Here is a 21,419-nt window from a genome sequence, read left to right as displayed (position 1 = left end):
GACGCCGGCGCTCACGCGCCGGCGTTTTTCGTTCCGGCTTCGCGGAACAGGACAAATCGCAAGGCAAGGATGAGGGTGATGAAGAAGAACATGCCCTTCAGCCGCGTCGCTAGCGGCAGCCAGCCGCTCAAATGCTGCACCGTGTCCGCAGGGGCGGAAGGATCGAACAGCATCAGGCTCACGATGTTTTCCGCATAATCCGAGACAGCATAGAGAAGGGGCATGGCCAGCGCCGCAATCAGCCGCCAGCCGCTCATCGGCTTGTGAAACACCTGCGTGCCCGGCGCAAATCGGGCGATCAGCATCAGGCCCAGCGCCGCATAGGCAGCCGGAAACAGAAGATCGGGGCCGAGATGCATGTCGCGCAGCAGGGTTGCGGCGGCCGGGGCGGTTTTCACCGCTGCTACCAGCCTTGCCACATCGGCCTCCTCATAACCCGCCAGACGGAAATCGAGGATCGGCAGCCGCGTCAGCGCCTCGAAGGCAGGCCCCACCTGAAAGATCATGAAGCCAGCCAGTCCTGCCGCGACAGCGGCCAGAAAGCCCGCTGCCAGCGGAAAGACCTGAAGCCGGAAGCCCGCCATCAGACGCTGCCCGGATAGTTGGGGCTTTCGCGGGTGATGGTTACGTCATGGGCGTGGCTTTCACGCAGGCCCGCGCCGGAAATGCGCACGAAGGTGGCCTTTTCCTGGAAGTCCTTGAGGTCCTTGCCACCGACATAACCCATGGCGGCGCGCAGGCCGCCCGTGAGCTGATGCAGCACGCCCGAGACCGGGCCCTTGTAGGGAACCTGACCTTCGATGCCTTCCGGAACCAGCTTCAGGGTGTCGCGCACTTCCGCCTGGAAGTAGCGGTCCGCCGAGCCGCGCGCCATGGCGCCGACCGACCCCATGCCGCGATAGGCCTTGAAGGAGCGGCCCTGGTAAAGATAGACCTCGCCCGGGCTTTCATCCGTGCCGGCCAGCAGCGAGCCGATCATGCAGGCGGAAGCGCCGGCCGCAATCGCCTTGGCCAGATCGCCCGAGAACTTGATGCCACCATCGGCAATCACGGGCACATCATGGGCTTGGGCCGCTTCCACGGCACCCATGATGGCGGCGAGCTGCGGAACACCCACGCCCGCGACGATACGGGTCGTGCAGATGGAGCCCGGACCGATACCGACCTTCACCGCATCGGCACCGGCATCGATCAGCGCGAGCGTGCCGCTTGCCGTCGCGACATTGCCTGCAATCACACGCACGGAATTGGAGAGCTTCTTCACGCGGCTAACCGCATCCAGCACCCGCTGCGAGTGCCCATGGGCGGTGTCGACGACAAGCATGTCGACGCCGGCATCGATGAGCCGTTCGGCGCGCTCGAAGCCGTCATCGCCGACGCTGATCGCGGCGGCGGCGCGCAGGCGGCCCTGTGCATCCTTGGATGCGTTGGGGTTCAGCTGCGACTTCTCGATGTCCTTGACCGTGATCAGACCCACGCAGCGGCCATCGCCATCGACGACCAGCAGCTTTTCGATGCGGTGCTTGTGCAGCAGGCGCTTGGCTTCCTGCTGATCGACCGTTTCCTTCACGGTCACGAGATTTTCCCGCGTCATCAGTTCATAGATGCGCTGGTTCGGATCGGAAGCAAACCGCACGTCGCGGTTCGTGAGGATGCCGACCAGCCGGCCCGCCTTGCCATTGCCGCCGTTTTCCACGACCGGAATACCGGAAATGCCGTGGGTTTTCATCAGGCCGAGCGCCTCAGAAAGCGGGGCTTCCGGGCTGATCGTCACCGGATTGACCACCATGCCGCTTTCGAACTTCTTGACCTGCCGCACCTCTTCCGCCTGCTCGATGGGGGTGAGATTGCGATGGATGACGCCAAGGCCGCCGGCCTGGGCCATGGCAATGGCCAACCGTGCCTCGGTGACGGTATCCATGGCGGAAGACAGGATCGGGATATTGAGGTCGAAATCGCGGGCGATGCGGGTGGCCACGTTGACCTGACCAGGCATGACCTCGGAATGGCCGGGCTGCAACAGCACGTCGTCGAAGGTAAGCGCTTCCGCGCCGGTTGCCGTTTCAATGATGCGGGCCATGGCCAATTCCTTGAATGTGGGAGGTACCGGACAGGCCTTGAAGCCGCCGCTACCGTCGAGGTGTTCCTTGGAGTTGACGAGGGCTGCTACCATGACTTTCGGCCGAAGGGAATAGCAAAAGCCCGTCAGGCTGACGGGCTTTCGACTTTTTCTCAGATATCAAACTGATAGCTGGCCGGCACGAAGCGATAGCCGGGGCCGATCTTCTCCACGAAGCCCACCGCCGGGAAGGGCATGTGGTAGCCGATAAAGGCCAGCCGGTCGGTCGCGATCATGTCGAACACCTTCTTGCGACTGGCGGCGGCGCCCGCCTTGTCCGCATCGAAGCGCACCTCCCAGTCCGGCCGTTGCAGCGAGAGGACATAGTGGTTGCAGGTATCGGCGGTCAGCAACAGCTTCCGCCCCTCCGATTCGAGGCCGAAAATCATGTGGCCGGGCGTATGACCGGGGGCCAGCATGGCGGTGATGCCGGAGACGACCGTGTCGCCCTCCTTCAGGAAAGTGGCCTGATCCTTCAGCGGCGCCACGGCCTGCATGACCATCTCATGGTTCTTTTCGGCGGGCGTGCCCTTGCGGTCCGACGAGGTCCAGAAGGCAAATTCGGTTTCGCCGAAGACATATCTTGCCTTGGGGAAGGCCGGCGCTCCTGCTTTCATCACGCCGCCGAAATGATCGGGATGGAGATGGGTCAGGACGACGACCGTGATGTCTTCAGGCTTCACCCCGGCAGCGGCCAGTCCGTCGATGAGGCGCCCGGCGCCGAAGGACTGCCCCATCTCCCCCATGCCCGTATCGAAGAGGATCTTGTCCACTCCCGTTTCGACGAGGACCGGCGAGAAACTGTTGACGAACTGATCCGCCGGCAGGAAATTTTCGCCGAGCAACCGGGCCACGTCCTCCTTCGGCTGGTTCGTGCCGAAGGTCTCGTTGACCTTGTCGGCCGCGCGGAACCCGTCCCGGATGACGGTGACCTTGAAAGATCCGATTTTCAGGGGCCGGATGCCCTCACCCATCGACGTTGCCACTTCTGTCTCCGCTGCTTCCGCCGTGCCCGATGCCCATCGGCCGCTCATAAGGGCCGGGGCTGCGACGAGGCCCGCCGCCGTGCCTGTCATAAGGCTTCGTCTGCTGATTGCGCTCTCTATCATGTTGGATCTCCCTTGGCATTGCCGCCCGGGAGAAACTAGCGCTCGGCACAGCCGGGAGTACCTGCGGCCGACGACCTCACGGGATTTTGAACGCCACCCCCAAATCCGGGGGAAGCCTGCCTCAGATCGGGCGGTTTTGCTGGACAAAACGGCGGCGCACGCTATCTGCTGCTGTCATCCCCTACGGTCCTGTGCCGGCGGGCCTTTGCCCCTTCCCCGACGCGAACCACCCTCCGGCCCCGGAATGCCGCATGAATCGCATCGTACCGCTCATCCTCGCCGTCGCGCTCTTCATGGAGCAGATGGATTCCACTGTGATCTCCACCGCCCTGCCGGCCATCGCTGCCGATCTTTCGGTGGGCCCGATCACCCTCAAGCTGGCGCTGACCTCCTACATGGTTGCGCTTGCCATCTTCATTCCGATCAGCGGCTGGATGGCGGATCGCTTCGGGGCCAAATCGGTTTTCCGCGGGGCGATTCTCGTTTTCGTTGTCGGCTCCGTGCTCTGTGCCGTGGCAGGCAGCCTTCTGCAATTCGTCATCTTCCGCTTTCTTCAGGGAGCGGGCGCCGCGATGATGACCCCGGTCGGCCGCCTCGTGCTGCTTCGCACCACCAAGCGCAGCGAACTGGTGGCAGCCATGGCCTATCTGACCATCCCTGCCCTGATCGGCCCGATGGCCGGGCCGCCGCTCGGCGGGTTCATCACCACCTATTTCAGCTGGCACTGGATTTTTCTGATCAATGTGCCGATCGGCTTTCTGGGAATGTGGCTGGCAACCGTGCATCTGCCGGTCATCGAGGCCCCTGCCCCGCCGCCGATCGATCTCTACGGCTTCCTGCTGGTCGCGCTTGCCGCCTCGGGCGTGGTGTTCGGCCTGTCGGTGATCAGCCTGCCCGCCCTGCCGCCGGTGACCGGCTATGCCTCGGTGCTTGCGGGCATCCTGGCGCTGGTGCTCTACATCCGCCATGCGCGGCGGCATCCGGCGCCCATTCTTGATCCAGCCATTTTCCAGAATGCCGGATTCAGGGCCGCGACCATCGGCGGCTCGATCTTCCGCGTGGCCACCGGCGCGGTTCCCTTTCTCACGCCCCTGATGCTGCAAATCGCCTTCGGCATGAGCCCCTTCCAGTCCGGCATGATCACCTTTACCGGCGCGGTTGGGGCGATCAGCACCAAATTTCTGGCCCAGAAAGTATTCGCGGCGATTGGATTCCGGACGACCCTGATCGTCGCAGCGACCCTGTCGGCACTCACCACCGCCGCCTCCGGCTTCTTCGAAGCCACGACGCCCGTCGCGGTCATGGTCGCCTTCCTGCTGATGGCGGGCTTTACCCGTTCCTTCTTCTTTACCGGCGTGAACGCCCTCGGCTATTCGGAAATTCCCGACGACCGCGCAAGCCAGGCCACCTCCATGGGATCGGTGGCGCAGCAGGTCAGTCTTGCGCTGGGCGTGGCCTTGGCCGCCGTCATCCTTGAAGGCGGGGCAGCGCTTCGCGGCGGCGCGCTCCAGCTTTCCGATTTTCATTTGGCGTTCTTTATCGTCTCGGCCCTGTCTCTCGCCGCGGTTCTTCCGTTCATCCGGCTGGACAAGCGGGTCGGCGCCAGTGCTTCCGGCCAACGGATACCCGTAACCCGGCGGCAGAGGTGAAGGCCATTTCCTTGCGGGGATTATTCCGGCCGCTCGCAGACGGCTGAGAGCTTGTTGCCGTCGGGATCGCGCACATAGCAGGCATAGAAATGCGCGTGGTAGGGCCGGAGCCCCGGCCCGCCCTCATCCGTGCCGCCATGGGCGAGCGCGGCGTGATAGAAGGCATCGACAGCGGCCCGGCTTTCGGCCTCAAGCGCCACGAGGGAGCCATTGCCGATGGTTGCCGGCTTGCCGTCGAAGGGTTTCGTCACCCAGAAGCGGGTGCGCGCATCGCCCGGGCGAGTGAAGCCGAATTCCGTATCATCGGCATGGACGAAGGTGAGCCCGAGCGTCGGCATGACGGCATCGTAGAACCGGCGCGAGCGGACGAGATCATTCGTGCCGAGCGTGATGTAGAGCAGCATGCGTTCCCCTCCCCGCGCCGTATCAGGCGTCGGCGTCTTCAGTATCGGTCGTTTCCGCCTTGCGGCCCTTGAAGCCCTTCGCGAGCAGGAACATTTCTACCGATTCGGCCCGCGACGAGGCCGGCTTGATATGAAGGACCTGCCGGAAATTCTGCTTCAGCATCGAAAGCAGCTCCTTTTCCGTGCCGCCCTGGAAGGTCTTCGCCAGGAAATGCCCGCCTTCCGCCAACACTTCGACGGCAAAATAGGCGGCAACCTCGCAGAGATGCATGGTGCGCAGGTGGTCCGTCTTCTGGTGCCCGGTCGTCGGGGCCGCCATGTCGGAGAGCACCACGTCGGGTGCGCCGCCGATGGCTTCCATGAGCTTCTCGGGCGCGGCATCGTCAAGGAAGTCGAGCTGGAGAATATGAACGCCGGGCAGCGGCGCCATTTCCAGGAAATCGATGGCGGCCACCCGCACATCCTCGTCCGATGAATTGGTGACCTTGGCGGCAATCTGCGACCAGCTGCCCGGAGCGGCGCCCAGATCGATGATGCGCCGGGCGCCCTTCAGGATCTGGTGCTTCTCGTCGATTTCCAACAGCTTGAAGGCCGCGCGGGCGCGATAGCCTTCCAGCTTGGCGCGCTGCACATAGGGATCGTTGATATGCCGTTCGAGCCAGCGGCGGGAAGAGGCCTTGAGCTTGCCCTTCTTCACCTTCTGGCCCAGCTTTCGGCCGGTGCGGTTGCCGCCGATCGGAGGCTTTGTCATGAATGGTCCTCAGCGGTTCTTGTTGGTCCGGCGCGAACGGTTGCGGCTCCACACCCCGTCGTCGGCCATCATGTCGGTCAGCAGGCCCTCCCGCAAGCCGCGGTCGGCGACCCGCATCCGCTCGCTCGGCCAGCGGCGGCGGATCGCCTCCAGAATGGCGCATCCAGCCAGCACGAGATCGGCACGATCAGGGCCGATGCAGGCATTGGCGGCCCGCTCGGTGAAATTCCAGGAAAGCAGCTTCGCCTGCATGGCGCTGACGTCGGGATCGCTCAGCCAGAGGCCATCGACCTGCCGCCGGTCGTAACGCGGCAGGTTCAGATGGACGCCGGCAAGGGTGGTCACCGTGCCGGATGTCCCGATCAGGTAGAAGCCATCGCCGCGGGAACGCATCGGCGGACAATCGAACCGGGCGAGCATGCCCTCCACTTCATCGACCATGGCCGCGAAGACATCCGGCGTGACATCCTGCCCGCCATGACGTTCGGACAGCGTGACCACGCCGACGGGCAGCGATGTCCAGTGGGTGATGTGGTGGGCAAGCCTGCTGGAGCGCTGGCCATTGATATCGAGAACCGCGATTTCGGACGAGCCGCCGCCAATATCGAACAGGACCACGGACCGCGCCTCGCGCCCGACCAGCGACGAACAGCCGGAAACAGCCAGACGTGCCTCCGTTTCGCGGTTGATGATTTCAAGTTCCAGTCCGGTTTCGGCCGTGACGCGCTCCAGGAAGGCTTCACCATTGGTTGCGGCGCGGCAGGCTTCGGTGGCGATCAGCCGCATCCGCCGGATATCGCGGTTACGGATTTTCGCCGCGCAGATGCGCAGCGCCTCGACGGCCCGGTCCATGGCTTCCTCGGAGAGGCGGCCGCTGGCGGCAAGGCCCTCCCCCAGACGCACGATGCGCGAGAAGGCATCGATGACGCGGAACTGTCCGGGTCTGCCCGGCTGGGCGACCAGAAGACGGCAATTGTTGGTGCCGAGGTCGAGCGCCGCATACAGATCCTCGTCCCGCGGCCGGAGACTGTGCCGCTCCTGGAAGCGCTGCGGCGCCGACGCGGGCGCATGTTTACGGGAATCGGCCTGTTCGGGCCGGTTGTCCACCGGAGCCGGTGCCTGGGCCGGCGGCATGGGCCTGCCCTGCAGTCCCCGCTTGTTGCGGTTCTTGCGGCGTCCCCGGCGGGCTTTCGAAGGATTGTCATCGCCGGCCGACGGCTGTGTTGACGGCTTCACTTCGGGCGGCGCGACGGTCTGCGGCGCGGTGTTTCCCTCGGTCCTTGCAACGGATTTGTCGGCACGCGCGCGGCGGCGCTTTCGCTTGCGCGAAGTTTTCGCCTCTCCGGCTTCGGCTGGGCGTCCTGCGGCAGGCGGAGCGCCTGCCTGGCCTGCGGGTATGGCCACGGGCGCGGCATGGGGTGCCCCATTCCGCCGCCGTTTGCCGCGCCGGGTCGATTTTCCGGTCTTGCGGCCCGCTTCAGACGCCCCGGACGGTGGCGTTTTAGCGCCGCTCTCGGGGTTTTCCACGTCGATTTACCCTCCGCCGCGCAAGGCCTTCACGGGAGGCATGCCGCAGGCGGTCCAATAGTTTCGTTGATATCAAGGATAACAGCCTGCGCCTTCTTCTCCAAATTGTTTTTTCCGCTCCCGGACCACCCCGCCAAAAGCCCCCCGCACTCACTGGCGCGCCTGCTGGCCCCTGCATCCGATACCCTCCACCGATGCGGCCCCCAGATCGGGCGGCGGAACAAAATTCCGGATTTTTTTGAAATCAGCCCTTTGCATCCGCAAATCTTTTGGTTATAAGCCCGCCACACCAGCGGCGAACATCGCTCGCACTGCTGGGGAATAGTTCAATGGTAGAACGACGGACTCTGACTCCGTTAATCTTGGTTCGAATCCAGGTTCCCCAGCCAATTGTTTTCTAAGCGCTTTTTCCGGTTTATGATTGGAACATCCCGATACGGTCGGGAGGTCAGTCGGGAGTTTTTGTTTTCTTTTCGTACGCCTCAAGCTTGCGAATTGCTGATTCCGCCAAGCGTTGATCTCGGTGCAGGTAGTGAGCATCAAGGATTGATCGAACGTCGCGAAGGCTATGGCCGGTGATAGTTGCAATCTCCGCTTCGGTACATTCCGCCAAGGCCAAACGTGTAACTGCTGTTCCGCGCGTGTCGTTGAACGTGATCCCCGATAGGCCTGCCCTTTTGAATGCTTTCTGCCACGAAGCTCTAAACCCGTCCTCAGTCCATGGCTTACCTTCCATGGTCACCAGAATGTTTCCCTCTTTTCGCTTCATAGCATCAAGTCTGAGTTTCAGCGGCTCACCTACCGGCACCGTGACGCGTGCACCGGTCTTGCCCTGCTGAAGCCGAATAACCTTCCCGTCATATTGCGTCCATGAAAGGCGAAGAAGATCACCTTGGCGCTGCCCGGTCCATAGTGCGAGGATTAGCGGCAAGTGTAGATGCGGCGGTGCAGATGCAAGAAACGCACTTTCATCATCCACGGTCCAAATTTTGTCCGCGCGTGTGCCGCGATATACCCTGCCACCCCTTTCGCAGGGGTTCGCCGGAATTAGCCCACGGCCCAGCGCCCAGGAGAGAATCCGCGCAAAGACTTGCCACCCATAGTCTGCCTGACGGCGCGATGCTCTGGCGCGCTCGTCGCGCCACGCTAGGAAAATACCTCTAGCGTCGCGATCACCAAGCGCTGAAATCGGAAAGTCACCAAACTCCGTTTCAATGATCTTTATAAGCTTTGCATAGTCTTTCTTTGTGCGATCAGCCAAATCATCCCAATCGGTGCTGATTTGAAACCCGTTGATCACGCTTTGCAGGGTGCCAGCCTTCGGCGCGATTTTGCGCGCAACCGCCTCGTTGTACGCCGCCATGAATTCGGGATCGCCAGGCTTACCGGGCAAGGGCGGGCCACCCTTCCAAGCGTACCAATAAGTTCGCTTTTCACCGCTCGCTAGCGTTTTGGTTTTGCTGTTTAACCCCTTGAGCCTTACGCGCATCTCTCTGCACCCGCCACTTTTCTAAGTCTGACTTCGGTTCCGGAACTGCATCTTGTGCAAATATAACGATTTTCGGCCCTTCGATCTCGATTCTACCGACGTTGATACCCCCGTCCTTAGCGCCTTGGATCGCTCGAGAGATATCGGCCCGCGAGTATTGCGCCACCTTGCGTCCCATGGCTCACACCTGTCCGTTGTTGGTGTTGCGCGGGTTCCAGCCTTCCAGGACTCGGACTTCATCCGCATCAAGAACGCCCGTTTCGAGCGCGATCTTATACGAAGCCCAACGGGTTTGGGGATCACCGCGAAGGAACCCCGATAGGTCGAATTCCATTTCGAAGCTTGATCCGAGAACCGTTGCGGCAAAGGCCGCTTCGATCTTCCGCGCCCAGGGTGCCAGGGTGAACATCGCAAACCACCGGCCTGCCGTCTCGCTGTTGGTGAAGGTGTTATGCGTGTAATCGCCGATGATAGGGGGCGGGACTTCATAAATGCGGGCGATTTCTTCGACGCCGTAACGGCGGGTTTCGAGCAGTTCCGCATCTTCGGGGCTGATCTGCGACGCCTTCCACTGCATCCCTTCCTCAAGGATAATCGTTTTGCCGGCGTTGGTCGCCCCCTGATGATCGGCGAGAGACTGTTTCAGCTTGTTATACGCTTCCTGACCCAACTTTTGGGGATGCTCGAAAACACCTGAAGGAGAAGCACCATTATTGAGAAATGCTTTGGCGTGGGTGTTTGCGGCCATGACGCTTTCCACCGTCTCGGCAGCGCGTGACAGTCGGGAGCGCCCGATTCTTCCGTCGTCGGTGCGGTCGCGAAGGTGGACAACCTCGTTTGAGAGATAGCGGGTGACCTTCCCCCGTTCGTCGGAAACATCATATGCCATATTGCCGCTTGTCAGTTCGACAACGCCAACGCGCGCCCAGGGCACATATTTGAAACTCGCAAGCTGACCGTTTCCGCCGCGCTCGATGACGGCGAGGCCGTTCCCGGTGAGAAGCGTTGATGCAACCAAATGTTCAACGAATTCCGGCCACGTCAGGCCGCTTACGCCCGTGCGAACAAGACGGCCCAACGGATGCGAAGGGGCTTCAAGCCGGTCGCTCCCTTCCCGCCGATAAACGCCGACAGGGACATATGCCAAAGCCGTGGCGATAGCGTTCACACATGCCAGCACCGCGCTAATGTTCTCGGCGGCATGAAGCGAAAAGCCCGCGGGAAATGCGAGTCCAGGCATACGGGCGACCACCGACGGATTTTGTGGCATCGATCGCTTTTCGTAACCGGCCATACGTGCAAGATTGTCGATCAGGCGCATTTGAAAACCTCTGCAAGAATAAGTGCGCGGCGGCGGCGTTCGGCATCGGACGCATTGAAACGGGCGCGAAGCGCAATCTCAGTGTCCGAGTAGGCCGGCCAGGCGCTCACGACTGATATTTCCTTGAGTGCGATGTTGCGTAGGGTGCGGCGTTCGCCCTGCCACGTCTCGCCGCCCTTCGGCACGGTGAAGCCGAACGACATTCCGCCCAGGTCGCCGCGCTCCGCAAGTGCCAGAACATCCCGCCCGGCTTGTGTGTCCGGAAGGTCAAGTGAGAACGCCAGCCCTCGAGCGTCTTCGGACAGCCGGAGAGTGCCGGAGCGTGTGCGCCCCAACACCCGAGCCGGGTCATGGTCTGCAAGTGCCAGAATGTCGCCACCGAGCGCGCCCGAAAACGCGCCCGGAGCAATGACCTCGACGAACGATCCGATACGCGCCTCACTGTTGAACGTGGCGGCGTAGCCGGTGATTTGCCGACCGGTCGAACGAACTTCAGTGAAGGCGCGTTTCTCGATCATTTTACACCTCTGCATACACAAAGGCCGACGGGTGGCGGACTGCCACGTCAGCGTCGAGGAACGCATGGAGAAGTGAACCACCGTTCGACGCGACGTCGGGGTGATAGGGATTGATCAGCAGATCAACCGCACTCCAATAGCCGACGTACAGTTCGGCCCACTGCCCATAGATCAATGCAGACTTGTTTCCGCCGGTGCCGATGTTTTTCGGAACCTGGTTCGTCACTTCCACGCGCTGATTGTGGAACAGTTCGGCCATCGAAATAACGTGTTCGTTGGCGTCCACCTGTTTCCGCACGGCGTTCATTACCGTAGGGTTGGTGAGGAAAGCGGACGTGCCCGTTACGTCATCAAGCTCGAGTTCCATCATCATATCGGCGGAAAGCGAACCGTATTCGGTAGCAAGCGGATTTGCCGCACCATTCGCCACCTTTGTTACGCCTGCGGTATTGAGAATCCCGAGAGGGGCAAGAACACCGTTCCCGTTGATCGCTGCGCTATCGAGCGCCTGCGCCAGCAGGAAGCCGAGATCGCGCCGGAGCAAAGACTCGATTGCCGGACCATTCTGAAGCATCAGCCGGCGCGACATCTGATATTCGGCGGTCACGGTCTTCGGACCCATGGACACGGAACCGAAGCTAGCGGCGGACCGCGTCGCGTTCTGGTTTTCACCGACCCAGGTAGCTGAACCGCTGGCACCCAGATTCGGAAGGTCAAGAAAGCTCGTAAGGCCCCGCAGAACGGTTGCGCCCATAGCTTCAACCTTGAGAGCGGGCCGGAACCGATCGGCAATCGCTGCAATTTGGGTGCCGACCGTCAAGCCGCCTGCAACGGCGCTGCTCACCGTCTGCCCGGTGCGCTGTTCGATACCGAGAAGAATGTCGGTAGGCACCGCGATATGAATACCAGCGCCCGAGCGGGACTCGCGACCGCGCTTCAGTTCCTGGTCAATCTCCGCTTCGCGACCAGTAAGGCGACCACTCAGCGCCCCGCTGATTGCCGCAGCAAGCGAATAGCTGCGCATCTCGTTTTCAAGATGCACGTCACCGTGAACGGGGCGACCGACTTCAGCGCGCTCCGCGGCTTCGATGGCACGGGCGCGGGTGATCTGCGCATCGATCGAACGAAGCTCGGTTTCTGCCGCCGCGAAAGCTTCGTTGTTATCGTTGGTGTGTGCGTCGTTCATACGTGCCACGGTTGCGGTTCGCTTTTCGATCAGTTCGTGAAGTTTCAGCATCGTTTTTGATCCTTGTTCGAGAAGATATTGCAAGAACTTTTCCGTAAAAGTTCACCCGTGGCACCACTTCTAACGGAAAGTCATATTTCGATGGGCCGGGAAGGGATACGCACCGCGCCGTTTCATTTCCGTCTCGGCAAGGTCGGCCATCCCCTTGGTAACGGTCATGAACCAGTAAAGCCTATCCAAAGGCAGCTTTTCCAGGCTCCCGCCCGTGACGTACTGCGCGGCTTCCGAAAGTTCTTTTTCGATCTTCATTGGTCCGACTCCATCTCTTCTTTCACTCGGGCGGCGATGATTTCGCGTATGAGCTTTATGTTAAAGTTCATTACATCATGAACGGGTGCGCCGAAGCGGCGTTGTTCAAATTCGTCACGGTCGAAGACATCGTCATAAACATACACGGAACGTGAGCCGATGACCGTTTCAACGATCGATATGAATTCCGCTTCAGGGTTAGAACGCGCCTTGCCTGCAATCTCGCAGGCCAAATAACCCGCATTCTTTGCGTGAATCTTCCTGTCCAACAAAGAACGAAACAGCCACAGGGTAAGCAAATCATCTTGGGTGAACGATCGTGAACGACCCCGGATAGTTTTGGGAAGGCACGGCATGCGGCCAGCAGAGACATTTTCATTTAGCCGGTCGGGATCGATTCCGATGACGCGGCACGCGGCGTTTGTGTTAAGCTTTACGGTATCGTCCATTTTGAAACCTCGTTCTGTTTTCACGATACTGATTTAATCGAGAAGAAAACGCAAGAACTTTTCGGCGGCATATTTGTTGATCGTGGAGGAGAATGTGGAAAACCGGAGAGCGCTATGAAAGTCACCGAAGCGCAAATACGCAAAGCCATGAAACAACTCGCTGAAATCATTCAGACGCATCCGCGCGGCGAGAAAGCTTGGCCAATTTTTGAGCGACTTGAACAGGAACTTAAGAATATCCAAGACAGGAAGGACCGCCTGCAATCGGCGCTCAATTACAAAGATCGAGATTGAGCGTCGGTCATTAGCCCGGGCATGGCTTCCTTAACCTGCCTCATGCTTTGACTTACGGCGACGCGAACAATCGTCCCGCCCGCCGTTTGAATGCGCTGATCTGCGATATTGGCAATCAACCCCGGGTCCGCCTGCAGGCTCACGGTGATTTCTTCGCGGTTCGGCGTGCCGGTCGCGACGGTCGGCGTGTTGATCTGGACCGGGACTTTACCGCCAGCCGGAAGCGGAATGACCGCCTCTTGCCCGTGAACAATACCGCGCGGTTCGCCGCGCCGTCCGCCCGTGTTGCTGGTGCCGCTCGAGAACCCGAGAAGTTTTCCGACACCACTTAGAAGACTGCCGCCTAACAGTCCGCCCCCACCGCCGCCCGACGGTGCGAAAATGTCGTTGATCGCCATATCAAGAAGCTTGTCGGCGACCTTGTTCAAGGCATTGCTAAGGGCTTCCATCCCGCTTTTGCCGTCGCGAAGATCCTTGATAAAGCCGCCCATGACGTCCTTTTCCAAGGACATCCATTCTTGAGCGCGCTTTTTGATGTTGCCTTGCTCTTCCGCCAGACGCTTTGCATCCACAGACGCTTGGGCGTATTGCGTCGCCAGCGACGCGACCTGTTCCCGCAACTGCGGCGTGATCGCGATCCCGGCTTTCTGCGCTTCGGACAACAATTGCGCTTCGGTCTTTGCCTTCTCCATCGCAAAGCCGTAATCGTTGATCAGCGGGTTAACTGCAGCTTGCGCTTCGGTCGTGGCGCGAAGGGCTTCCGTTCGGGCGCGGATGCTTTCGATTTCCTGTTGATACGGGTTCGACTTCGTCGCCTTGCTTCCACCGCCGCCCTTGGAAAGCCAATTCATCCCTTCCAGTTCGACAGGCGGGCGCGATTGAGGCGCTGGACCATTGTAGGGCAATGAAGGGTCACTGCTTCCCTGAATCGTCATATCTGCGCCGGACAGCAAGCCGCCCTGCCCCGAACCGTGAGAAGGGAATTTGCCCGTCAGCGCCTGGAGGTCATCGCGCGCCTTTCTTGCCGCTGTAGCAGCGTTTACCAGGGACGATGCGAGGACACCGACTTGCCCGGCGAATTCAGCGACAATCGGCGCGCCAGCGTCCATCGTTGCGGAAAGCGCATCTTGCACCGCCTGGAGATCCGCAGCGGTAGCGGTTCCGTCGGCCATTTTTACCCTTAGGGTTTCGAAGGACTCGGAGACAGCGCGGATCTTTTCCGGGTTTTCCCCGACACGATCCAATTCAAGCAGCAGGTCCGTAAGCTGCAGGTCCAGCGCTTCGACGCTCCCCCTCACCTCGTCAAACTGCTGCTTCGCAACGATATCCGTTGCGCTAATCAGGTCTTGCGCTTGGCGGGCACGCTCGAGGGCGTCGTAATATGCCTTGAGGGCGGGTGTAGCATCCCCCCAGGCTTTTACCACCTGTTGGACAAGCTCCTGTTGCTTCTCAAGGGTCGAGTTAGATTCACCGCCGCCCGCTATGACGTCGGAAAAATACTGCACGGCATAGCCGCCGAGACCGATTAGCGAGAACGTGAGAAGATTGACGGGGCTAATCACGGAAGCGAAAGCGCCCGCCAGGATAGACCCCATCCCCTTTATGCCGACGCCTGCTTGCGTAGCGATCTGCCCGATTTGCGTTCCCTGCTGGAGCATGATTTGAAACGGCGACTGCCCACCGGCAAGCTGCACGGCGATATCATTCAAGTTAGCGCCTAAGTTGGCGGTATACCCGGAAAGATCGCGAACAGCGGGGGCAGCTGCACCGGATCCGCGGCTAATGCTGCTAAATGCATTGGTCGCGTTTTTGCCAATGTTGGCATTCGCCGCAGTGAACGACTTTTCCATTTGGGTCGCAGAGTCGCCAGCGCTCTTGATCAGCTTCGCAAGCTCACGCTCCATTCGGGCTTGTGTCACCCCGATTTCAACCAGCAAACCGCCCGAATCTTCAGCCATCAGAAACCCCTTTGACGCGTACACGTCTATTAATAGCGCGCAGAATCACTCCATAGTACCATATGTTGATTAAATCGGACTGCCGCAGCGCCGCCGCGTGCAAAAGTCCACTAGCTCTTCGAAAACCGTCTCAGAAGAGAGTTCGCTCTTTCTCAGCGTGCCCATTACAGCCGATGCACCCGAAAAGAACACGCTGCGCATCTCTTCTATTTCATCAGCCGTTCGAGCGCGCCCATCCGCAAGGAAGCGCTGAAAAGCATTTTCGATCGGCATATAGCTGGTATCGGTCATCATGACCCTCTGTCATTGTTGAAGTCTCTTAACACTAATGATATAATTTTATAAAATTGATCCCGTCAACATAAAAGTGTAAGGTGATGTAATTTATGTCAATGTCTGCCGCACAATGCCGCGCTGCGCGGGCGCTTCTCGGATGGTCGCAGGATACTCTGACGAAGTGGTCTCTGGTCTCAAAGGCAACAATCGCGAATTTCGAAGCGGGAAAACGCACGCCGACCGCTAGCAATCTCAATTCCTTGCGTGTGGCTCTAGAGTTAGGCGGCGTCGAATTCATCGACGAAACGGAAGGCCAGGGGCCAGGCGTTCGGCTCCGAAAATCACCGTGAATGCATAATTTCGGAATGTACGTTTCATTGACGGAACATTCATTCCACTGAATCTGTCCCGACGGTGCATCAGCGAAAAATTAACTGGGGGGCCGGTCCGCAGCGTGTCAGCTATGAGCGATTTTATTGAGCGCTAATGTTCAACGCGTATCGCCATGAGTGGCGAGAGTGGCGGGATTTCGGAACATCCTTCCTATTGCGTACACACAACAAAATGGAACGTTTGTTCACGGTGTTGTTTTCTAACGCATTAGGTATTCAAAAACTCGCCACTCTCGCCACTGTTTAAGGGTCGCCACTCTCGCCACTCACGGTGAATAGTGTGGCACGGTGGACAATCCAGATATTAGACGGGTTCCACCTGTTCCCTTCACGCGCGCATACCCCAACTGTTCTAGACGGTCGCCAAAGTGCAGCTTGCCCAACACCTGTCGAATGCCCGAGCCGCGCGCCCAATCCTGATAGGCCATATACAAGCCTTCAATCGTTGACCTAGCATCGGGTCGCACATTGCATCTTTCTTCGACGAACTGCGCCACCTGGTTCGCTTCCGTCTGCCATTTACGTTGTGCATCGATGGAGGATTGAGGAATGCTGAAGCCATTCCGCGCAACTACGTTGGCGTAGGCAATGAGGGCGAGATTCAAGATGCCAGGGAGTTCGTCCGCAATCTTCCGCTTCAAATCAGGGTCTTGCTCATGCGGCTTGAACACCCTGTTAAACGTCACAACTATTGCACGCCGAAAGAACGCATCGGAATAATCGCGCGTATGTGGCATGTGATTTGTGCCGAACCAACATGTAGCGAAGGGCCGAATATCGAACGGGTCCTTATTCTTGTGTTCAACGGTCATGAGTTCCCCGCTGGTGATGGCCTTCAGCTTGGAGTCCGCGATCGTCTCGCCCTGCTTAAGTTCCGTAACGATGTTAGCTAACTTTAGGTCTAAGTGGCCCATCTGGAAGTTACTGTCGAAATTGCTCGGCTGCACGCCTACCACGTTGATTGAGCCCAACAGCGCCGCAAGCGTGGAAAGCAGGACGGATTTCCCGTTTGCACCTGCCCCGATAAGCAGCACAAACTTTTCCCGGTTCGAATGACTCATGAGGGAATAACCCATCATTTCCAACACGACGGCTTTCTTTGCATCCTTGTCCGGATCGTCGCGGAAAATGTCGTCGAGGAACTGAAGGAAAATAGGTGCGGAAGCGCCCGGGTCGAAGCGGACAGGAATTTGCGTGGTCCGGTACAAATCCCGTCGATGAACATGCGGAAACCACTGCCCGTTTATAAGCTCAAGCTCACAATTGGTGCAGTTGACCGATTCCGGATTTCCGAGATTGAATTCGTGCCGGGGCTTGAAAATCTCATTCTTCAAGACTTCAGCGACACCGTTCACCCGCATGGAGGTAACGGCCACCCCTTCACGGACAAGCGTCGCTTGAACATCCTGCTTAACTTCACGGTCATCACAACGTTGCCAGACGCCAGACGATAGAAATTTCCAGGTGAACTGGTTGACGTGAAGGATGTTCCCCGCCCCCACTGCGGCAATTGTCTTGTGGGCGAGTTCCAGTTGATCCGGCTCGTTACGGCTTTCACCGGTTTCGACTTGCTGGCGAAGGGTCTTGATAGGAAGGCCGGTGTTGCGCCGCAGTTCCTGCAACACCTGCTCTTTCTCAATCGGTGAAAGTGTGGCCGTCGCGGCGCATATTCGGGTTATGCCCGCAGTGTCATCATACGCAACGCAACGTGCGTCATGCAGCACTGTTTCAAACGTGGCGTCGGATTCGAACTTCTCAACATTTAGGCCGGGAATGCTAAGCATGGTGGCCACCCATAAGCATGTCGTTCAAATCCGTGCCCACGTTCTTCGGTGACGCAATGAATGTTTCCAAGGGCGGCGAACGCCGTTGCGCTGCAGCCCGGGCGGCGTCGATGCCGGTTCCCGATCGGTCGTTATCTGCGGCTATGTAAAGGGTCTTTATCTCTGGCATGGCCGGGAACGAACGAATGCCGGGCGCACTAAGGAGCGACCAAACCGGGATTCCGCCCATAACGTGAAGAGAAAGGGCGGTTTCGATCCCCTCGCCTATCCCGAGCTTGCCGGCGATCGGCTGCATGAGCTTCACCGCACCATTTTTGAGCGGCCCGAGCGCCATTCTTCCATTTGAGCCGTGTTGAGAGAGTTTTCGCCCGTCCCATCCGATAGCGGTGCGATGTATGGCCTGCGGCGCTCCGGTCAACACGTTGCAGACAAGCGCAACCATGCAACCAATGAAGACACCCCGGCCAAACGGGCAAAACGGGTGCCATCTCAGCGCTTCGCCGGAATACGAAAGATGGCGCGCGGCTAGATAGGTTTCCGCCGGCGTTCCGCGGATCGGCAAAGCGGAATTCCAGATCGCAAGCGCCTTGTCAGTACGCTTTGCGTCGTCTTCCTCAGGTGCATCACTCAAGGCAACATTGACGCCATGCAATAGCTTCTGAACGTAATCTTTGCAGGCTTTCCAGTCGTCGCCCGCATGAGAATGCACGGTAAAGCCGCCACCGGAAAACGTGACGTGCAATGAGCGATCCGCAAGTGAATGACCTGGACCAGGGCAAAGCACACTGTTCCGGCCCGAGACGTCACCGCCCAGGGTGCGCGCAATAGCATGGATGCTCATACGACACCGCCGATTCTTGCATCCGGGCGTGCATCCGTGCTATCTATGTTTTCGATATCGCTGCAATGATATTCAATTGCAAAGCCGTTCCGGGGTCCAGCCGGGGCGGCTTTTTCCGTTTCAGGGGGTGGAAATCCGGTCGGAAGAATTAATGTAACTAATTGATTTCTCATGGGTGCTTTTTCCTCTTTTCGGGGAAAAAGCGACTTATTTTCAACGATAGGCTAAGGACTCTGACTCCGTTAATCTTGGTTCGAATCCAGGTTCCCCAGCCAATCTTCTGCCTGCATTCACAAAATTCACAGTCTTGGTAAATTCGTGCCGTGTTTTCAGGCACTTGGCCGGCTGTTTCCGCCTGCAAGACCGGATTGGCCGCCGCAATGCCGCCGAAGGCCGCCGGACGTCTTGGCGGGGCTTTTCCGGTATGACAGTTTGCGAGACGGGGATCAGTCCTGATGGTGCCGGGTGTTCAGCTGAGCCTCAAAGGTCATCCACGATGCGCTGCTGTGCCCGCCAGTCGGATGGCAGGGAATGGGTGAGGAACCATTTGGTGGTCAGCGCCAGCGGCTGTTTCCCCGCAAGGATCTGCCGGACGATTCCCGGTGACAGGAAGGCGAGATCGAGGATCTGCATGATACGGCGCACCGAGAGCTGCTCGGCGCGGGCGATCCCGGCAAAGCTTCTGCCGCGCTTCAGCTCGGTGTAGATGGCCTGCGCCCGCGCGATGTTGCGGATGAGGATCGGGTCCTGTCTGCCCGGCGGATCGGTGCCGATCACCAGCTGCGTTTCCTGCCCGCGCTTGCGGGCGTGGAAGGGGGTGGTGAGGGTAAGGCAATCGCCCGCGATGCGATCCTCCGGAAGGGCAAGCAGCGTAGCCAGCCTTTTGCAGTCCAGCCGAAGCCGGGCCTCGCCGGATGAGAGATCGGCCCGGTGCAAGAGGCACAGCATCGCCGTGATACCTTCCCCGCCGAGCGGCGACCGGAATGGCTGCAGCCGTTCGCTGGCCATCGCGATCTCCGGCGCAGTTGCATTGGAGATGAGAAGGCCAGGCATTGAGCCGGTCAAATGCGCCGCGATCGCGCCGGCCAGCACCTCTTCCAACTTCCGCGCCGGCAGGCGCCAGCCGCGATCTGGGGCCGAGCGTTCGAGCTTGCCCGCCTTCAACAGCCGCGACGAGATGTAATAGGTGATCCGCCTGCCCTTTGCTGTGCTGTGCGTCGGTGTAAAGCGGTCGCCCGTCTCGTCGAACAGCTTGCCGGCCAGCGGAGCCAGACGGGGCGGCCTACCCCTCGGCCCCCGTTCAAACGCCCCTGCCGCCTTCAGCTTCTCCTGCACCTGATTGAACAGTTCAGGGTCGATGATTGGGGGGTGATGACCGGCAAAGGTCTTGCCGCGATGGCGGATCATTCCGGCATAGGTAGGGTTGGTGAGGATATAGTGGATATGGGTGGAACCGAGCAAGGCGGTCTTTCCCGCCCGCTCCCGGCTCGAAAGCCCAAGCGCCCATGCCCGTGCCTTGACCGCCAGCAATGACCCCTCCTCCAGGTAGAGCGCATAGAGTCTCTTCACCGTCTCTGCCTCCGCAGCAACGATCTTCAGCGACCGCTCGTCCTTGGCATAGCCGAGCGGCACCGCGCCGCCCATCCACAGGCCCTTCCGCTTCGAGGCTGCAAGCTTGTCGCGGATGCGCTCGGCCGTCACCTCCCGTTCGAACTGGGCAAAGGACAAGAGCACATTCAGCGTGAGGCGCCCCATGCTGGTTGCGGTGTTGAAGGATTGCGTGACGGAGACGAAGGAGGCGCCTGCCCGTTCCAGCCGCTCCACCAGCTTGGCGAAGTCGGCAAGCGAGCGGGTGAGCCGATCGATCTTGTAGACGACGATCTGGTCGATCCGTCCCTCGTCCAGATGCTGCATCATCCGCTGCAGCCCCGGCCGGTCCAGCGTGCCGCCGGAGATGCCGCCGTCATCATAGTGGTCGGGCACCAGCACCCAGCCCTCATGCTTCTGGCTGGCGATGAAGGATGCGCAGGCCTCGCGCTGGGCATCCAGCGAGTTGAACGCCTGTGCCAATCCCTCCTCCGACGACTTGCGGGTATAGATCGCGCAGCGAACCGTCTTCATCGTGGCGCCAACCCGAAGAAGCGCGGGCCAGACCAGGTGGAGCCGGTTATGTGGTTGGCCACCGCCGAGAGCAAGGCAAAGACCCGACCCTCCATCTCGAAGCCGTCAGCGGAGACCGCGACGCGGTAGGTGCGGCCCTCCCATTCGCGCACCAGAATATCCCCGGGTTTGAGCGTCGCAGCAGTCGGGCGAGCCGGCTTTGCCGAGGGTCCCGAACGGGATGGAGCGGCCTTTGCTTCCACTTTCAAGGCAGCTTTAAGCGCGTTTCTGACCGCCGTTGAATGGCCGCCGGACGCCTTCACCTGCGCCTCATGCGCCATCACCTTGCGCAGGAACTCGACAGAGGCGTAAAGCGGTGGCGAAGACCCCGTCTCCGCCCTCCACCAGATCACGCAGGTCTCCCGGTCCGGCAAGTCTTTCACGGGATCGCGGACGAATTGCCCGTTGCTGCGCCGCGCCTTCATGCCCCGTCTCCGGCGGGCGTTTCGACAGAACCTGCATTCATCAGCCGGTAAAGCGTCTCGCCGGTCTTCGGCACCTTCGAGGCGAGCACCACATGGCCTTCCTTGCGCAGACCGGACAGCGCTGCCCGCACCGTGTGCTTCTGCCAGCCGAGCTTTTCCGTGAGTGTGCCGATCCTCACTCCGCCCGGCCGGGCAATGAGGTCCAGAAGCTGCTGCTTTTTGGCCACCGGCTTCGGTGAGGCGGTCTTTGCGCGCTTGCGCCGTTCCGGTTTTGCCGTGGATTCAGAGGATTCGAGTGATTTGACATCCATGGTGCATCTCCCTTTGTCAAGGAAGGCCCGCCAACCGGGCCTTGCACCAGCCAAAGCCCGCAATCCGCAGGCTTCCGCAGCAAGGGCTCGCTCACCCGCCGCCTGACGCCAGCAATGCTTGCTACAGGCTGGAAGTCAAATGCACAT

22 protein-coding genes and 1 tRNA gene are annotated in these 21,419 nt (G+C 60.0%); 4 read left to right on the top strand and 19 right to left on the bottom strand.

Annotation, left to right across the window (positions count from 1 at the left end):
- Positions 1–11: 11 nt before the first annotated feature.
- From ACT54B_RS10000 to ACT54B_RS09990, 3 genes are all read right to left on the bottom strand, one after another.
- Entirely contained in the window at positions 12–584 is a 573-nt protein-coding gene (locus ACT54B_RS10000; RefSeq protein ID WP_476044605.1) for a hypothetical protein, read from the bottom strand.
- Positions 584–2,080: an IMP dehydrogenase gene (gene guaB / locus ACT54B_RS09995; protein ID WP_476044829.1), complete on the bottom strand. Its 1,497-nt coding sequence runs from the start codon at positions 2,078–2,080 to the stop codon at positions 584–586. Before guaB ends, ACT54B_RS10000 begins: the two co-directional genes overlap by 1 nt.
- A gap of 152 nt (positions 2,081–2,232) precedes the next feature.
- Positions 2,233–3,228, bottom strand: a complete 996-nt coding sequence (locus tag ACT54B_RS09990; RefSeq protein WP_476044604.1) for an MBL fold metallo-hydrolase — start codon at positions 3,226–3,228, stop codon at positions 2,233–2,235.
- A 251-nt stretch (positions 3,229–3,479) separates the two neighbouring features.
- Here ACT54B_RS09990 and ACT54B_RS09985 point away from each other — a divergent pair, with 251 nt between their 5' ends.
- Positions 3,480–4,877, top strand: coding sequence for a DHA2 family efflux MFS transporter permease subunit (locus ACT54B_RS09985; protein WP_476044603.1), 1,398 nt, complete (start codon positions 3,480–3,482; stop codon positions 4,875–4,877).
- Between the two features lie 20 nt (positions 4,878–4,897).
- Here the strand turns inward: ACT54B_RS09985 and ACT54B_RS09980 are convergent, their stop codons facing one another.
- From ACT54B_RS09980 to ACT54B_RS09970, 3 genes are read right to left on the bottom strand one after another with little or no spacing between them, the layout of a single operon-like run.
- A complete protein-coding gene (locus tag ACT54B_RS09980; RefSeq protein ID WP_476044602.1) occupies positions 4,898–5,281 on the bottom strand; it encodes a VOC family protein in 384 nt (127 codons plus the stop codon).
- 22 nt (positions 5,282–5,303) lie between these two features.
- On the bottom strand, positions 5,304–6,032 hold the full coding sequence (locus tag ACT54B_RS09975; RefSeq protein WP_476044601.1) for an RlmE family RNA methyltransferase: 729 nt from the start codon (positions 6,030–6,032) through the stop codon (positions 5,304–5,306).
- Positions 6,033–6,041: 9 nt separating this feature from the next.
- The gene (locus ACT54B_RS09970) at positions 6,042–7,559 is read right to left on the bottom strand and encodes a Ppx/GppA phosphatase family protein (RefSeq protein WP_476044600.1); all 1,518 of its coding nucleotides are present in this window, start codon (positions 7,557–7,559) and stop codon (positions 6,042–6,044) included.
- Between the two features lie 315 nt (positions 7,560–7,874).
- Between ACT54B_RS09970 and ACT54B_RS09965 the strand changes: the two genes are divergently transcribed.
- Positions 7,875–7,948, top strand: a tRNA-Gln gene (locus ACT54B_RS09965).
- Positions 7,949–8,007: 59 nt separating this feature from the next.
- Here the strand turns inward: ACT54B_RS09965 and ACT54B_RS09960 are convergent.
- The 6 genes from ACT54B_RS09960 to ACT54B_RS09935 all read right to left on the bottom strand — a co-directional run bounded on the left by ACT54B_RS09960 (position 8,008) and on the right by ACT54B_RS09935 (position 12,831).
- Positions 8,008–9,048, bottom strand: coding sequence for a tyrosine-type recombinase/integrase (locus tag ACT54B_RS09960; RefSeq protein WP_476044599.1), 1,041 nt, complete (start codon positions 9,046–9,048; stop codon positions 8,008–8,010).
- A 181-nt stretch (positions 9,049–9,229) separates the two neighbouring features.
- The gene (locus ACT54B_RS09955) at positions 9,230–10,369 is read right to left on the bottom strand and encodes a phage portal protein (RefSeq protein WP_476044598.1); all 1,140 of its coding nucleotides are present in this window, start codon (positions 10,367–10,369) and stop codon (positions 9,230–9,232) included.
- Entirely contained in the window at positions 10,360–10,887 is a 528-nt protein-coding gene (locus ACT54B_RS09950) for an HK97 family phage prohead protease (protein WP_476044597.1), read from the bottom strand. Before ACT54B_RS09950 ends, ACT54B_RS09955 begins: the two co-directional genes overlap by 10 nt.
- Position 10,888: 1 nt before the next feature.
- Complete coding sequence (locus ACT54B_RS09945) at positions 10,889–12,157, bottom strand: phage major capsid protein (RefSeq protein ID WP_476044596.1); 1,269 nt, start codon at positions 12,155–12,157, stop codon at positions 10,889–10,891.
- A gap of 36 nt (positions 12,158–12,193) precedes the next feature.
- On the bottom strand, positions 12,194–12,382 hold the full coding sequence (locus ACT54B_RS09940) for a hypothetical protein (protein WP_476044595.1): 189 nt from the start codon (positions 12,380–12,382) through the stop codon (positions 12,194–12,196).
- Complete coding sequence (locus ACT54B_RS09935) at positions 12,379–12,831, bottom strand: hypothetical protein (protein ID WP_476044594.1); 453 nt, start codon at positions 12,829–12,831, stop codon at positions 12,379–12,381. The genes ACT54B_RS09940 and ACT54B_RS09935 overlap by 4 nt, the downstream gene beginning before the upstream one ends.
- Positions 12,832–12,945: 114 nt before the next feature.
- Between ACT54B_RS09935 and ACT54B_RS09930 the strand changes: the two genes are divergently transcribed.
- Positions 12,946–13,125: a hypothetical protein gene (locus ACT54B_RS09930; RefSeq protein ID WP_476044593.1), complete on the top strand. Its 180-nt coding sequence runs from the start codon at positions 12,946–12,948 to the stop codon at positions 13,123–13,125.
- On the opposite strand, the gene ACT54B_RS09925 is transcribed toward ACT54B_RS09930, so the two are convergent.
- Together ACT54B_RS09925 and ACT54B_RS09920 are read right to left on the bottom strand one after the other, a co-directional pair.
- Positions 13,107–15,083, bottom strand: a complete 1,977-nt coding sequence (locus ACT54B_RS09925; protein WP_476044592.1) for a phage tail length tape measure family protein — start codon at positions 15,081–15,083, stop codon at positions 13,107–13,109. The genes ACT54B_RS09930 and ACT54B_RS09925 overlap by 19 nt on opposite strands.
- A 69-nt stretch (positions 15,084–15,152) precedes the next feature.
- On the bottom strand, positions 15,153–15,377 hold the full coding sequence (locus ACT54B_RS09920) for a hypothetical protein (RefSeq protein WP_476044591.1): 225 nt from the start codon (positions 15,375–15,377) through the stop codon (positions 15,153–15,155).
- 92 nt (positions 15,378–15,469) lie between these two features.
- On the opposite strand from ACT54B_RS09920, the gene ACT54B_RS09915 reads away from it, so the two are divergent.
- A complete protein-coding gene (locus ACT54B_RS09915) occupies positions 15,470–15,709 on the top strand; it encodes a helix-turn-helix domain-containing protein (RefSeq protein WP_476044590.1) in 240 nt (79 codons plus the stop codon).
- A 308-nt stretch (positions 15,710–16,017) separates the two neighbouring features.
- On the opposite strand, the gene ACT54B_RS09910 is transcribed toward ACT54B_RS09915, so the two are convergent.
- The 5 genes from ACT54B_RS09910 to ACT54B_RS09890 form a co-directional block, all read right to left on the bottom strand.
- Positions 16,018–17,535, bottom strand: a complete 1,518-nt coding sequence (locus tag ACT54B_RS09910) for a DNA primase family protein (RefSeq protein ID WP_476044589.1) — start codon at positions 17,533–17,535, stop codon at positions 16,018–16,020.
- Positions 17,528–18,277, bottom strand: a complete 750-nt coding sequence (locus tag ACT54B_RS09905) for a DUF7146 domain-containing protein (RefSeq protein WP_476044588.1) — start codon at positions 18,275–18,277, stop codon at positions 17,528–17,530. Before ACT54B_RS09905 ends, ACT54B_RS09910 begins: the two co-directional genes overlap by 8 nt.
- Positions 18,278–18,856: 579 nt before the next feature.
- Positions 18,857–20,497 carry a recombinase family protein gene (locus ACT54B_RS09900; protein ID WP_476044587.1) on the bottom strand — a complete coding sequence of 547 codons (1,641 nt, stop codon included), beginning with the start codon at positions 20,495–20,497 and terminating at the stop codon, positions 18,857–18,859.
- A complete protein-coding gene (locus tag ACT54B_RS09895; RefSeq protein ID WP_476044586.1) occupies positions 20,494–20,961 on the bottom strand; it encodes a DUF2924 domain-containing protein in 468 nt (155 codons plus the stop codon). Before ACT54B_RS09895 ends, ACT54B_RS09900 begins: the two co-directional genes overlap by 4 nt.
- On the bottom strand, positions 20,958–21,272 hold the full coding sequence (locus tag ACT54B_RS09890) for a DUF3489 domain-containing protein (protein WP_476044585.1): 315 nt from the start codon (positions 21,270–21,272) through the stop codon (positions 20,958–20,960). Before ACT54B_RS09890 ends, ACT54B_RS09895 begins: the two co-directional genes overlap by 4 nt.
- Positions 21,273–21,419: the final 147 nt, after the last annotated feature.

The organism is Gellertiella sp. DMC107, from assembly GCF_056313605.1.
This window is presented reverse-complemented; position numbering and strand designations above follow the sequence as displayed.

Coding starts and splice junctions, on each gene's coding strand:
- ACT54B_RS10000 (WP_476044605.1), bottom strand. CDS start 584: ATGGCGGGCTTCCGGCTTCAGGTCTTTCCGCTGGCAGCGGGCTTTCTG.
- guaB (WP_476044829.1), bottom strand. CDS start 2,080: ATGGCCCGCATCATTGAAACGGCAACCGGCGCGGAAGCGCTTACCTTC.
- ACT54B_RS09990 (WP_476044604.1), bottom strand. CDS start 3,228: ATGATAGAGAGCGCAATCAGCAGACGAAGCCTTATGACAGGCACGGCG.
- ACT54B_RS09985 (WP_476044603.1), top strand. CDS start 3,480: ATGAATCGCATCGTACCGCTCATCCTCGCCGTCGCGCTCTTCATGGAG.
- ACT54B_RS09980 (WP_476044602.1), bottom strand. CDS start 5,281: ATGCTGCTCTACATCACGCTCGGCACGAATGATCTCGTCCGCTCGCGC.
- ACT54B_RS09975 (WP_476044601.1), bottom strand. CDS start 6,032: ATGACAAAGCCTCCGATCGGCGGCAACCGCACCGGCCGAAAGCTGGGC.
- ACT54B_RS09960 (WP_476044599.1), bottom strand. CDS start 9,048: ATGCGCGTAAGGCTCAAGGGGTTAAACAGCAAAACCAAAACGCTAGCG.
- ACT54B_RS09955 (WP_476044598.1), bottom strand. CDS start 10,369: ATGCGCCTGATCGACAATCTTGCACGTATGGCCGGTTACGAAAAGCGA.
- ACT54B_RS09950 (WP_476044597.1), bottom strand. CDS start 10,887: ATGATCGAGAAACGCGCCTTCACTGAAGTTCGTTCGACCGGTCGGCAA.
- ACT54B_RS09940 (WP_476044595.1), bottom strand. CDS start 12,382: ATGAAGATCGAAAAAGAACTTTCGGAAGCCGCGCAGTACGTCACGGGC.
- ACT54B_RS09935 (WP_476044594.1), bottom strand. CDS start 12,831: ATGGACGATACCGTAAAGCTTAACACAAACGCCGCGTGCCGCGTCATC.
- ACT54B_RS09930 (WP_476044593.1), top strand. CDS start 12,946: ATGAAAGTCACCGAAGCGCAAATACGCAAAGCCATGAAACAACTCGCT.
- ACT54B_RS09925 (WP_476044592.1), bottom strand. CDS start 15,083: ATGGCTGAAGATTCGGGCGGTTTGCTGGTTGAAATCGGGGTGACACAA.
- ACT54B_RS09920 (WP_476044591.1), bottom strand. CDS start 15,377: ATGATGACCGATACCAGCTATATGCCGATCGAAAATGCTTTTCAGCGC.
- ACT54B_RS09915 (WP_476044590.1), top strand. CDS start 15,470: ATGTCAATGTCTGCCGCACAATGCCGCGCTGCGCGGGCGCTTCTCGGA.
- ACT54B_RS09910 (WP_476044589.1), bottom strand. CDS start 17,535: ATGCTTAGCATTCCCGGCCTAAATGTTGAGAAGTTCGAATCCGACGCC.
- ACT54B_RS09900 (WP_476044587.1), bottom strand. CDS start 20,497: ATGAAGACGGTTCGCTGCGCGATCTATACCCGCAAGTCGTCGGAGGAG.
- ACT54B_RS09895 (WP_476044586.1), bottom strand. CDS start 20,961: ATGAAGGCGCGGCGCAGCAACGGGCAATTCGTCCGCGATCCCGTGAAA.
- ACT54B_RS09890 (WP_476044585.1), bottom strand. CDS start 21,272: ATGGATGTCAAATCACTCGAATCCTCTGAATCCACGGCAAAACCGGAA.